At 52.6% G+C, this 13,411-nt stretch carries 10 protein-coding genes; 2 read left to right on the plus strand and 8 right to left on the minus strand.

Annotated features, from left to right (window positions below; genetic code table 11):
• Positions 1–14: 14 nt before the first annotated feature.
• From HEN33_RS05620 to ytfQ, 5 genes are all read right to left on the minus strand, one after another.
• The gene (locus HEN33_RS05620) at positions 15–530 is read right to left on the minus strand and encodes a DUF2569 domain-containing protein (RefSeq protein ID WP_032185775.1); all 516 of its coding nucleotides are present in this window, start codon (positions 528–530) and stop codon (positions 15–17) included.
• 27 nt (positions 531–557) lie between these two features.
• The gene (gene yjfF, locus HEN33_RS05625) at positions 558–1,562 is read right to left on the minus strand and encodes a galactofuranose ABC transporter, permease protein YjfF (protein ID WP_032185774.1); all 1,005 of its coding nucleotides are present in this window, start codon (positions 1,560–1,562) and stop codon (positions 558–560) included.
• Entirely contained in the window at positions 1,549–2,571 is a 1,023-nt protein-coding gene (gene ytfT, locus HEN33_RS05630) for a galactofuranose ABC transporter, ATP-binding protein YtfT (RefSeq protein WP_001586590.1), read from the minus strand. Before ytfT ends, yjfF begins: the two co-directional genes overlap by 14 nt.
• Before the next feature lie 13 nt (positions 2,572–2,584).
• Positions 2,585–4,087: a galactofuranose ABC transporter, ATP-binding protein YtfR gene (gene ytfR, locus HEN33_RS05635; RefSeq protein ID WP_039021187.1), complete on the minus strand. Its 1,503-nt coding sequence runs from the start codon at positions 4,085–4,087 to the stop codon at positions 2,585–2,587.
• Between the two features lie 132 nt (positions 4,088–4,219).
• Positions 4,220–5,176: a galactofuranose ABC transporter substrate-binding protein YtfQ gene (ytfQ, locus tag HEN33_RS05640; protein ID WP_000265933.1), complete on the minus strand. Its 957-nt coding sequence runs from the start codon at positions 5,174–5,176 to the stop codon at positions 4,220–4,222.
• A gap of 309 nt (positions 5,177–5,485) precedes the next feature.
• Here ytfQ and ppa point away from each other — a divergent pair, with 309 nt between their 5' ends.
• Entirely contained in the window at positions 5,486–6,016 is a 531-nt protein-coding gene (gene ppa, locus HEN33_RS05645) for an inorganic diphosphatase (protein ID WP_000055072.1), read from the plus strand.
• Between the two features lie 377 nt (positions 6,017–6,393).
• On the opposite strand, the gene HEN33_RS05650 is transcribed toward ppa, so the two are convergent.
• From HEN33_RS05650 to tamA, 3 genes are read right to left on the minus strand one after another with little or no spacing between them, the layout of a single operon-like run.
• Positions 6,394–6,735: a gamma-glutamylcyclotransferase family protein gene (locus HEN33_RS05650; protein WP_001219160.1), complete on the minus strand. Its 342-nt coding sequence runs from the start codon at positions 6,733–6,735 to the stop codon at positions 6,394–6,396.
• Between the two features lie 2 nt (positions 6,736–6,737).
• Positions 6,738–10,517, minus strand: a complete 3,780-nt coding sequence (gene tamB, locus HEN33_RS05655) for an autotransporter assembly complex protein TamB (RefSeq protein ID WP_176262776.1) — start codon at positions 10,515–10,517, stop codon at positions 6,738–6,740.
• Positions 10,514–12,247: an autotransporter assembly complex protein TamA gene (gene tamA / locus HEN33_RS05660; protein ID WP_001269295.1), complete on the minus strand. Its 1,734-nt coding sequence runs from the start codon at positions 12,245–12,247 to the stop codon at positions 10,514–10,516. The genes tamB and tamA overlap by 4 nt, the downstream gene beginning before the upstream one ends.
• 205 nt (positions 12,248–12,452) lie before the next feature.
• Between tamA and msrA the strand changes: the two genes are divergently transcribed.
• Positions 12,453–13,091: a peptide-methionine (S)-S-oxide reductase MsrA gene (gene msrA, locus HEN33_RS05665; RefSeq protein ID WP_001355104.1), complete on the plus strand. Its 639-nt coding sequence runs from the start codon at positions 12,453–12,455 to the stop codon at positions 13,089–13,091.
• Positions 13,092–13,411 lie beyond the last annotated feature (320 nt).

Consider the following 13,411-nt stretch of genomic DNA (forward strand, 5'->3'; position numbering starts at 1 on the left):
GGCGTTTTCAATTATCAATTAACAAAGGTTAATTTGACTCGTTTAGATACGCAAAAATAGGGGATCCAGATTGCAAGATGGATGATACTTTTCAGAAGCTCCCATGCATCTGTCAATTCAAATGAGGCATTAAGAAAGTGCATTGTCCCCCAAATATCAGCCACAATGAATGCAAACAGTGACAGAAGAAGGGCAATATAATACTGTGGAAGCTGGCGTTTTTTGTTAAAAAACAAATAAGTAGTATAAATCAACAGCAGAAACAAAACGGCAAATCCGGCGGTTTCCAGATAAAGTGCCGTCCTGAGCGGTTCTTCGTAAATTACGTGAGTAAGCCCCCAAGTATGGATAATTGAATACGCGTTCGCAAGAATACCAAGCACTAAACCAATTGCCGGCAGAAATAGCCAGCCGCCAATCCCTGTAAGCTTTTTATCCGCACAACTTTTACAATAATCGTCAGGTGGTAAAACAGCCACACCACAGTTTTTACATGTTGTTTGTAATTCTTCGCCGTCCTTCACCCACATAAAAATATCCTTATATATCAGTAAAATTTATTCTTTTAGTCTAATTTCCGGACTCACTCTCATTACTGGCGAACTCTGGCGATTCTCCCACAGCACCGTTAATCCACGCTGTAAGGCAATAAAAATGAACAGCAAAATGCCGATGGCGATTTTCGTCCACCAGGAACTCAGCGTACCGTCAAAGTTGATATATGTCTGAATCAGTCCCTGAATCGCCACGCCAAAAAGCGTCCCAAGTACTGTTCCAACGCCACCGCTCAAAAGTGTACCGCCAATCACCACTGAGGCGATAGCGTCCAGTTCCACACCTACGCCCGCCAGCGCATATCCGGCTTGGGTATAAATCGAGAAAACAATCCCCGCCAGTGTTGCCAGCCCGGTGGAGAGCATATAAATGCGAATAGTGGTGCTGCGAGTGGAAATGCCCATCAGGTTCGCCGACGTCGCGTTGCCACCAATGGCGTATACCTGATTACCAAAACGGGTACGATGCGCGAGGAATATGCCGATAACCACCACCGCAAGCATCAGCAGCCCCATCGCACTTAAGCGACCGCCGCCAGGGATTTTCCATGCAAGGCTTGAGAGCGTGTCATAAACAGGATGATTTATCGGGATCGACTCTTCCGAAACGAGATAGCTGACGCCACGCAAAAAGAACATTCCTGCCAGAGTAATGATAAACGCCGGGATCTTCAGGGCGTCGATCAAAAGCCCCATAAATGCGCCAAAGGCACAGCCCATCACCAGCACCAGTGGAAACGCCAGCAGCGGCGAGAGGCCGAAATCGCCAATCACTTTTGCCAGAAACACGCCGGTAAAGGCGATCACCGAACCGACGGAGAGATCGATCCCACCGGAGAGGATCACAAAGGTCATGCCAACGGCGATGATCCCCAGAAAAGCGTTATCGGTCAGGATATTGCAGATCACTCTTGTGGAAGCAAAACCGGGAAACTGCGTCAGACAGTAGAGATAACCCAGCACAAAGACGCCGATGGTGATCATAAGCGGCAGGTTACGTTTTATCACGGCTACGCACTCCTTTAATCAGACTGATAAAGCGTTGCGACTGAACAATCAGCACGCAAAGCACCACTACCGCTTTCACCACCTGGTTCATCTCTGGCGGAAAGCCAGAAAGTAAAATTCCGGTGTTCATCCCCTGAATAATCAGCGCCCCTACCACTGAGAGCAGCAGGTTAAAACGCCCGCCCATCAGCGATCCGCCGCCAATCACCACCGCAAGAATGGCGTCCAGCTCCAGCCATAATCCGGCGTTGTTGGCATCGGCACCGCGAATATCCGCCGCCACGATAATGCCCGCAATCGCCGCACACAGCCCGCTCAACACATAAGTGAGCATGACGATGATTCGTGTGTTGACTCCGGCATTTTTTGCCGCCCGAATGTTGATACCAACGGCTTCGATAAACATCCCCAGTGCCGTTTTGCGGGTCAACAGCCAGAAGAGGAGAAGCGTCAGTACCGCAATAATGACTGGTGTTGGCAGGAACACCAGCGATCCGCTGCCAAACCATGAGAGATCCGGCGAGTTAAACGTGACGATCTGTCCGGAGGTGATCAGTTGCGCCACGCCGCGCCCGGCGACCATCAGGATCAGGGTGGCGACAAACGGCTGAATTTTGAGGATCGCTACCAGTATGCCGTTCCACAACCCCGCCAGGATGCCGGTGCCCAGGGCGCTTAACAAAACAATCGGCAGGCTGAATCCCGCGACCGTCATCGCAGCCGTTGTGGCTCCGGCGATAGCCATCACCGCCCCTACGGAGAGATCGATACCACCGGTGGCGATAACCAGCGTCATGCCAATCGCCAGTAGCGCAACCGGGGCGGCGCGATTAAGAATGTCGATGGGGCTACCGAACAAACGCCCATCCTGAAGCACGACCTGCCAGAAATGCGGGGCCACCAGGCTATCGACCAGCAGCACCAGCAATAGCGCCGCCAGCTGCGGCATTCCCGTTGGCCAGCGAAAGCGCCTTTTCGACGGCGTAGTGTCCGGGAGAGATTGAGGCATCACACAGTTCTCCTTACGCCGCAATGGCGTTCATGATCGCCGGAACGGAAAGCTCTGCCAGCGGGATCTCCGCAACCTGTTTGCGATCGCGCATGATAATCACCCGGTCGGCATAGCCCACCAGCTCTTCCAGTTCGGAGGAGATCACCAGCAGCGCCAGACCATCGGCGCATAGCGTTTCGATCAGGCGGATGATCTCAGCGTGGGCGCCAACGTCAATGCCACGCGTTGGCTCGTCGAGGATCAGAAATTGCGGCCGGGTCAGTAGCCAGCGTGAGAGCAGCACTTTTTGCTGATTGCCACCGGAGAGAAACTCAATCGGCTGTTCGCTGGAAGGTGTGCGAATGCCAAGCTGGCGGATAAAGCGTTCGGCAATCTCTTGCTGTTCTTTGCGCGAAATTGGCCGTAACCAGCCGCGCTGGGCCTGGAGAGCGAGGATGATATTTTCCCGCACCGAGGCGGCGGCGATGATGCCATCGGTTTTCCTGTCTTCCGGGCAGAAGCCGATACCCAGTACCGACGCCTGATGTGGCGATCGCAGGATTTGCGGTTTGCCTTTGATCAACGCCGTGCCGCTATCAGCAGGTTTGATCCCGAAGATCACTTCGGCGGTTTCGGTACGTCCTGATCCCAGCAAGCCTGCCAGGCCAACGATCTCGCCGGGGCGTACTTCGAGATCAAACGGTGCGATCGTTCCTTTTTTGCCGTAATTTTTGAACGCGGCAACGGGTTTGTCGCTCAGCAATGTTCGTCCGGCACGCTGTAGCGCGTGGGTGTCCAGCTCGCGCCCCAGCATCATTTTTACCAGTTCGATCTGCGGTAGCTCGCGGGTTTCCCGACAGCCTACGAAACTGCCGTTGCGTAAGACGGTGATCCGATCGCTGACCTGATAGACCTGATCGAGAAAGTGAGTAACGAAGATCAGGCTGACGCCGCGATCGCGCAACTGACGCATCAGGCCAAACAGTAACTCTACTTCCTGAGTGTCGAGGCTGGCGGTGGGTTCATCGAGGATCAGCACTTTGGCGGAGAGATCGATGGCCCGGCAAATGGCGACGATTTGCTGCATCGCGACTGAAAAGCGGTTGAGCGGTTCCCGCACGTCGAGGGAGAAACCGTAAGATGCCATCAGTTCGGTGGCGCGCTTTTCCATCTCTTTACGGCGTAGAAGGCCGAAACGTTTGGGTTCGCGACCTATGAATAGATTATCAGCGACCGACATATTGGGTAGCAGGTTGACTTCCTGATAGACGGTGCCGATGCCGAGTTGTTGTGCGTGGGCGGTATTTTTCGGTGAGATAGTCTGGCCTTCCAGCCAGATGGTGCCACGATCGGCGTGGTAGACACCGGTTAATGCTTTGATTAGCGTTGATTTTCCCGCCCCGTTTTCACCGAGCAGCGCCATGATTTCACCACGGCGCAGGCTGAAATCAACGTTGTCTAACGCTTTGACGCCGGGGAAAAATTTACTTAATCCTTCGGTGCGGAGGATTTCCTGGTGTTGGTTAGTATTCATAGTTTCCCCCGTTGTAAAGCGTGCGCCAGATAAGACACAACAGCGTCGCATCAGGCATCTCGCACAACCGCCGGATGCGGCGTGAATGCCTTATCCGGCGGCCCACAAGTCGGCATCAGGCATTGATGCCCCTCAATACCCCATGTTTTTCTTCTTCTCTAACTCTTCTTTTGCAGTATCAGGCAGGTAAAGGGTGGACTTGGTCAGGGTCAGCTTTTCAGGCATGGTGCCGTCTTTTTTATATTTCTCCAGCGCATCAAAAGCGGGGCCTGCCATGTTCGGCGTCAGTTCAACGCTGGCGTTCGCTTCGCCATCAATCATCGCTTTGTAGATGTCCGGCACGCCGTCGATAGAGCCTGTCAGGATATCTTTGCCCGGTTTCAGGCCCGCTTCTTTAATTGCCTGAATTGCACCAATCACCATGTCATCGTTATGGGCGTAAACCATGCAGATGTTTTTGCCGTTGTTTTCCGCTTTGATAAAGCTCTCCATCACTTCTTTGCCTTTGCTGCGGGTGAAGTCACCTGACTGCGAGCGGATAATTTTGATATTTGGCGCATTCTTAATGGCTTCGGCAAAGCCTTTCTTACGGTCAATGGCGACGCTGGCCCCAACGGTGCCCTGCAGCTCCACCACGTTGCATGGTTTGCCATTCACTTCTTTTACCAGCCAGTCACCGATCAATTTGCCTTCGAGGATGTTGTCGGCAGTGACGGTGGTCATATAGAGAGATTTGTCTTTCACATCGATGGAACGGTCAAGCAAGAAGACCGGGATTTCGGCATCTTTCGCCTCTTTTAATACCGGCTCCCAACCGGTCGCTACCACCGGAGCGATAAAGATCGCATCCACCCCTTGCGCGACGAAGGAACGTACCGCTTTAATCTGGTTTTCCTGCTTTTGCTGACCATCGGCAATTTTCAACGTAATTCCGCGCTTTTCGGCTTCACTTTTCGCCACATTGGTTTCTGCGGCGCGCCAGCCGGATTCCGATCCGACCTGCGAAAATCCTACGGTTAATGGAGCGGCCAACGCCATAGACGACATGGCTGCCGAGACTGCAGAGACTACAAGTAAGCGTTTCCACATAGGGTTGTCCTCGTCGGGGTAATTATTATTGGTGAAAAGATGTTCGCGAAAAAACTATAGACAATTCGTTATGTAACGGATTGCGTTACATCACACTTCAAAAAAGTAAATAAAACGTTAATCACAAGTTTGTAATCGCTTTCATCTCACTATGAAAAATGCGGCTACGGTTATGGATTTTCCTGCTCTGTAAACCTTCTTAAAACTGGCGAAAAAGGAAAATGAAGACGAAAACAAGCGAAGACATTCGGCGCGAGTTGGCTATAATACTCGGCACTTGTTTGCCACATATTTTTAAAGGAAACAGACATGAGCTTACTCAACGTCCCTGCGGGTAAAGATCTGCCGGAAGACATCTACGTTGTTATTGAGATCCCGGCTAACGCAGATCCGATCAAATACGAAATCGACAAAGAGAGCGGCGCACTGTTCGTTGACCGCTTCATGTCCACTGCGATGTTCTATCCGTGCAACTACGGTTACATCAACCACACCCTGTCTCTGGACGGTGACCCGGTTGACGTACTGGTCCCGACTCCGTACCCGCTGCAGCCAGGTTCCGTGATTCGCTGCCGTCCGGTTGGCGTTCTGAAAATGACCGACGAAGCCGGTGAAGATGCGAAACTGATTGCTGTTCCGCACACCAAGCTGAGCAAAGAATACGATCACATCAAAGACGTTAACGATCTGCCTGAACTGCTGAAAGCACAGATCGCTCACTTCTTCGAGCACTACAAAGACCTCGAAAAAGGCAAGTGGGTGAAAGTTGAAGGCTGGGAAAACGCAGAAGCCGCTAAAGCTGAAATCGTTGCCTCCTTCGAGCGCGCAAAGAATAAATAAGTTCTTCTAGTGCCATAACCCTGAACGCCGGGCTTCGGTTAGTAAGGGTTTTTTATGCCCGCGATAAATAAACTCTCTATTCCCCTATCATTATTCTCAGCGCTTGCAAGGCTTGAACGGTAAGAACAAGCAAACACGACCACCATTTTGCTGTTCATAGCCGCTTGCTGGAAATTAGCCGACCTCACTCATTCTCACCGTTCAAAGCATGCCCCCGTTTTACCCCTACGTAATTGTGAACGCCAGCAGAGTTTTTTATGCGTTTACGGATATGGAAAGCGGCTCGGAGAGAAAAGCTAAAGATGGGGAAGTTACAAAAAAAATCGCGAGATACATCGCATAAAACAACGCCACCCGAAGGTGGCGTGCTTTTATTATTACTTATCCCTGTCTAACCAGTCGCCGCTTTCAATTAGCTTTAATCCATCGACGGGTCGTTGATAAACGTACATCCATGCACTCCCGTACGGCGTCTGAATCAACTGGCGCGCGTATTCACCGCCCCTGGTGCGCAAGGCATCAAGTTCGGCCAGCGTGGCGTTGTCAATACGATAAACTTCACCGTGTACTGTTCCGTTCCCCGGAACTGCGCCTGGATAGTGGCCCAGGCTATACAACTGGTAGTTATCGATACTGAAATCGCCCAGTAACTGGGCATTGGTCATCCAGTGACTGTTGCCTTGTTTGTGGCGTAAACTGCCGTAGACAAATATTCGCATTGCTAAAACTCGAACTGATAGAGCAAATCCAGTGCCTGGTCTACACCAGACACGGCTTCCAGATATAGCTTAGGCATCAGGCGATAACGTAACGTGAGTGTTGCTATTGAGTCAAATATACCCACGCCGTATTTCACTTGCAGACCTGGCAATACATAGCCGCTGACCACCACCTGGGAGGAGTCGCCTACTCCCTCTGTGTCGAGCGCTAAATTGCTTACGCCAAACGTCTCGCCGATTTTACCCACAATCTGACCACTTTGTGCAACCCCCAGACCAATCAGCATTGAGGTCATCGCCGCACTGTCACTCTGATCGCTCTCCAACCCTTGTCCACGTAACAGGTAGGAAAGCGCGGCCTGTTGCGACATCGCCGGGTCAGAGAAGATCTCCGCTTTCGGTTCGTCCGCCAGACCAGTGACGCGAACTCCGGCGATTACGTCGTCTTCTGTAGCATCCGGGTTACGAATAGCTTCGATATTAAGATACGGTTGATCCGGCGGACCAGAGAACAGTAGCTCACCCTTACGCACAATCAGATCCTGACCATAGGCATGGAAGCGACCTTCAGGGATGTTGATCTGCCCGTTCAGGCCCAGTCCTTGTTTGTCCTGTACGACGTTGAGATCGCCCGTCAGCCGCGCTTTCAGGCCGAAGGCGTCAATGCGCACATTGTTGCCAACGTGGACAATCAGGTTGCTGTTAATCGGAATCGACGCCGTTTTCGGCTCTTCCGGTTGCAGGTTATCGTTAAGCATCACCACATCGCTGGAAACGCCCACCGCGCTTTCCGGCAGCTCATGCACCACAATGCGCGCCCAAGGGACATCCACGCGACCGTCGAGAGTAAACAGGTTTGGTGTAGCCTCGAATACAACATCTGGGGATACATCCATTCGAACCATCGGCGGCACGGTGATCCGTACCTTACTGCCTTTCGCGGTTACCCTCGCCCGCCAGTTTTCAATCTGGCTCCAGTCGGCGTCACCGCTCAGGTAGATTTCTCCCTGTTGGGTCCGCACAGTACCAGCAAGCGTCGAGCGCATACCGTTAAAGTTGACCGCAAGCTGGCTCGGTTGCATATCAAACGGCATAAAGTTGCCGTCGATATCCACACCCGTAACCTGGAGCTGACCAAACAACTGCGGGCTTTGTACATCACCCCCCAGACGCAAGTTGGCACTCACCATCCCCGCTGCTTTTTCCCCACGGGTAAAGATGGGATTTATCATCGCAAGGTTGAAGTTACGGATATTAACGTTGCCACCAAGATTACGGCGGCCTTGCTGATCGGTCACCTGCACCTGACCATCAAACTGGCCGTTATTGGTCAGGCGGATGGTCCAGCCCAGTTCGGCACGGTTGTTACGCAACTCCGCTGTCAGATTCAGCGTCTGAAACGCCACGGGCAGCGCCGCATCGTTGACGGTTTGCGTTACCTGCACGTTACGCCCCGAAAGTGTGATACTGCCCTGCGGCAGTCCCTCTTTGGTGGTGTCCCAGGCGACATCCGCTTTACCCGTGAAGATACCGCTGGCCTGAGTGGTTTCTGGCATAAACGGTTTCAGCATGGCCAGGTCGAAGCGGTTGAGATTCACCACCGCACGCCCTTCAGCCCCGGCATCAATGGTTTGCGGCACGCACAGTTCCGCATTCGGGTTAAGCCAGCAGTGTGGCCCGATGCTGATTTTTTGCTCCTTGTTGCGATAATCCAGCGCAATATCGCGGGTCAGCGACCACGGGCCGACTGGCGTCTGGAAGCGGGTATTGCTAAGTGTTCCCTTCCAGCGTTCTTCTTTGCGATCAAAACTTCCTGCCAGATTAAGCTGTCCGGAAACCGGTTCGCCCTGAATCCGCAACTGTAGCTCGTGCTGTTTTTCGCTACCTTTGGCATTGAGGGTGACGAGGTTGATATTTACATCCGGCTGCGAGATTTGCTCAACGCGTACGTCAAGTTTACCCGCAATCTGGTCGGTGGATTTGATATCGCCTTCCACACGAACCTGCGCCACGGAAAGTTCCTGCCAGCGCAGGCCGCGCGCGGTGATATCGGCCAGCAGCTGCGGTGCCTCCACCGTGCCGCGTACTTTCACCAGCCCTTTCGCTGTACCGCCAAGCCCCGGCAGCGCGTTATCCAGCCCCGGCGCGTTGATGGTAGCATCAAGATTGAGATCTTTTACCCCCAGTTCACCTTTCACTTCGGCACTGTTTGGCCCCAGTTCCAGATGCAACCCAGGGATGGTCCACTGCATGTAACTGTTGCCTTTCAGCGTGCCGTCAACGTTCACTTTGTTCTGTTTGACGTTACCGGTCAGCTTCAACTCCGGCACGTCCATCTGCCAGGTGCCGCCGTACAGGCTACCGCGGGTTTTAATCAGACCATTGAGTTTCGACGGCCACTCCGGGAACTCTTTGGCGGTGTTAATGCCGTTAAGCGTTAGCTCACCGCGCCAGCTAATTGCCTGCTGCCAGTCGAGCAACGCCTTGAGTTCAGTTTTCCCTTCCAGCGCCGCGACGGTAAGTTTGTCGAGATTGACCTGCTGTTCATTACCTTTGGCATCAAGGGTAATGGTGGCTGGCGGGATCTCCTGTCCCTTCACTGCCGTGCGCATAGAGAGCGTGTAATCGGTCATTTTACCGGTGAGTTTCAGTTTCAGATCATCCGCCTGATACTGCTTCTCACCAGTGAACGGCCAGTAAAGCTGTTTGCTGTTCACTTCCACGTTGAGTGGCAATCCGGCTTCTGCCAGTCGCGTCTGGGCGCGTAAATCCATATCCACCGGACCGGAAAGGTTAACGCCTATCTCCAGCTGTTCGCGCAGCGCGCCGCCCACTTTCAGCTTCACCTTTTCACCTTTCAACGGCTCCACGTTCAGTGTGCTGTTGAGGGTGATATCCACCGGCCAGTTGTCTGATAGCTGCGCCGTGCCGCTGGCGTTGACGATCCCTTGACTGGAGTCGATATCCAGGGCGTCCAGTTTGGTATTACCGTCGATGCTGCTCACTTTCAGCAGCATGGTGCTCACGGTGATGTCCGTGTCGCCTGTCACGCGCAACTGCTCGCCCTTAAACTCTTCAATATTCAGGTTGAGCGGCAAATGCACGTCAGTCATTTCCGGCAATACCGGGCGAGAAAAGAGATCTTTCAGCGTTTCGCCGAGCGGTTTTTCATCCGGCTGCGGATTTTCAATCTTCGGTTCGACGACCTCTTCCTGCGCTACTTCCGCCACTTTCGGCAGAGCAATCAATAAACCTTTCAGTGATGTCGGTTTCAGGGTCAGGGTTTTCTCCTGCCAGTTCAGGGCGGAGGTGAAATCCATCACCGATACCGTGGTGTCATCAATCTTGATGTTGACGTTATCCAGCGCCACCCGCGTCAGGGTGATGGGATACGGCGTGGAGAGATCCAGCGGCCCGCTATCTTCCTCTTCTTCAACCTGTTCAGAAGGGGGCATTTTTTTACTGTCGATGTTGACCTGAATGTCTTTCAGCGCCAGGTCATTAATACAAACGCTACTGTTCCACAGGCACTCAAGCCCGACCGCCAGATGGAGATTGCCCGCTTTTACCGCCACGCCTGGCTGCTCATAACGAACGTCAGACAAGGTGAGATCGCGCCAGCCGCCGGTGACCTTGCCAATATCCAGTCCTGGCACCCAGCGATCCGCCGCTTTAAATACCAGATGCAGGCCGCTGGTGGTGCCCACCAGAAACGCCACCGATCCCAGCAACAGTAAGATAACGATAACCACGCCGAGGCTGATTTTTTTCCATAAACTCATAATTCTGGCCCCAGACCGATGTAAAACTGTAACCCGTGTTCGTCTTTATCCGCGACCGGTACGGCAAAATCGAGTTTGATTGGCCCGACCGGCGATTCCCAGCGCACGCCAACCCCGGTACCGGTTTTAAAGTCGCTGCGGCGAATATCGCTTACCGCTTCGCCACTATCGACAAACACCGCGCCCCACCATTTTCCGGTCACGTTGTACTGGTACTCCAGCGATCCGGTTATCAACTTCGATGCCCCTTTCAGGTCACCGTTGGCGTATTTCGGGGCGATAGATTTGTATTTGTAGCCACGAATACTGCGGTCGCCCCCGGCGAAGAAACGCAGATCCGGCGGTACTTTGTCGAAATCACCCGTTTCAATCCAGCCCAGCGTGCCGCGTGTCACAAAACGATGGCGATCGTACAGTGTGCGGATCCAGACGTTCTGCGCCTGGAAAACGGAGAAATCGACATCCGAGCCCCAGGCCGTGTTGGAGTAGTCGATAGAGTAACGTTGCGAGTCGCCCCAGGTTGGCATCAGGCCACCACGAGAACGCGTGCGGCTAATCATCACCCCCGGATAAAACAGCATCGTGGTGTTGGTAATTTCACCCTGGGTAAAGTGGTCGAGACTCCAGCGCAGGTTAATGGCACGCTGCCAGCCGCTGGAAAGATCCCAGTAGCGAGAAGCCACCAGCGTCGTGGAGTCAGACTCGGTATCGTTCAGGTCAGTGCGCTTAAAACCGCCCTGCACCAAATAATATTGTTCCAGCGGGTTCTTCAGCAGCGGCATTTTATAGCTGAAGTCGAGGATCTGTTCCGGTGCAGAAATACTGGTGCTGGTGGTCAGACTGTGACCGTAAGAGTTCATCCATGGTTTTTTCCACGTCGCTTTCACGCGCGGTCCCACGTCTGTAGAGTAACCGACCCCGGTTTCGATGGTGTTTTCTGTGCGCGGCGAAACCACGCCCGTCAACGGTAATACTTTCGTTTCGCGCGCTTTATCAAATTGTGGTGCCACCACCACCGAGTTAAACCAGCCGGTAGCAGAAAGTCGGCGGTTCAGTTCCGCGAGATCTTTCGACTCGTACTCATCGCCCTCTTTAAACGGCACCAGATTTTGCAAGTATTCATCGCGGATTTGTGATCCTTCAAAGGTCACATGCCCAAAGCGATAACGTTCGCCACTGTTATAATCAATATCCCAGAAGGCTTTATGCAGGCCAAGCGCAATGCCCAGCTGCGCTTTGGTAAATTCGCTATCGAAATAACCTTTACGCAACGCAATGCTGGTTAAGGACTTTTTGAAATTTTCATAATCGCCCTGGTTCAGTACCGTACCAATAGCCGGGCGAGTATCGAGCAATTTCAAATAGTCTTTATCGGTCCGCGCGCCGCCGCGCAATACCACATCGGTGCCGCCAATTAACACCGGCACGCCTGGCGTGACTTTGGCGATCAATACCTGCCGCCCTTTCTTTGGCGGTGGACGGAGATCAAATTCAATGGTCGGCTGGTAATAACCCAGCGCTTTCAGACCTTCGCGGATGGCATCATCGACGCGTGCGCGAAAGCGACGGTCTGGCGTCACTTCATCACTTTCAATTGTTGAAAGCTGTGCACGAACGTTCTTTTCCAGTTGTCCCGATAACCCTTCGACCTGTAGACGGACGTTCGCGGCGAAGGCAGATCCGCTTAAGCAGAGTAAGCTTACACAGCATAACTGTCGGATATAGCGCACATTTTCTCCTGAATATCCTTTATTCCTGCCCCTGGAACGCCGTTAAACGGCTTAACAAAAATCCAGTAATATGGATTAAAAAGCAGACTAAACCCCAAATATTTCTTATGTTTTACTTTAGACCTATTCACGGTGGTTATTGTGTGCAAATACGTCTCTTGTTACAACCTTAACCCCAATGACCGATTTTCGGGAGAGCGACACCATGAGTTTATTTGATAAAAAGCATCTGGTTTCCCCCGCCGATGCCCTGCCTGGACGTAACACCCCGATGCCCGTAGCCACGCTGCATGCGGTCAATGGTCACTCAATGACCAATGTACCTGACGGAATGGAGATTGCCATTTTTGCGATGGGTTGTTTCTGGGGTGTGGAGCGTCTGTTCTGGCAGTTACCCGGCGTTTACAGCACCGCCGCAGGTTACACCGGCGGATATACGCCAAACCCCACTTATCGGGAAGTGTGCTCCGGTGATACTGGTCATGCCGAAGCGGTGCGCATTGTTTACGATCCTTCCGTCATCAGCTATGAGCAGTTGCTACAAGTATTTTGGGAGAATCACGATCCCGCCCAGGGAATGCGTCAGGGCAATGACCACGGCACGCAGTATCGTTCAGCGATTTATCCGCTGACCCCAGAACAGGATGCCGCCGCTCGTGCCAGTCTGGAGCGTTTTCAGGCGGCGATGCTTGCCGCCGATGACGATCGTCACATCACCACGGAAATCGCTAACGCCTCACCATTTTATTATGCCGAAGATGACCACCAGCAATATCTGCATAAAAACCCATATGGTTACTGTGGAATTGGCGGAATTGGCGTCTGTCTGCCGCCGGAAGCATAGCGTTACGGTTACAAACTCAGATTGTTGATAAAGTGAGCTTTGTTTATGCCGGATGCGGCGTAAACGCCTTGCCAGGCCTACAAAACCCTCAAAATTCAATGTATTGCAGAGACTTCGTAGGCCTGAACAGCATAGCGCATCAGGCAGTTTTGCATTTATCAGTCGTCTGAATTTTAACCCTCTGGCGACTTTACAGTACCTTACGCTATACTAGCCACTGAAAATGCCGGTTCACTTTCTTCGAATCGGCTTTCAATGTGTATTTCACACAAATTAATCAACTTCCCCTTCCGAGGATCTGGCCTGAAAGGTCGGATAAG

It is taken from the genome of Escherichia sp. 94.0001 (assembly GCF_013369155.2).
GTDB lineage: Bacteria > Pseudomonadota > Gammaproteobacteria > Enterobacterales > Enterobacteriaceae > Escherichia > Escherichia coli_F.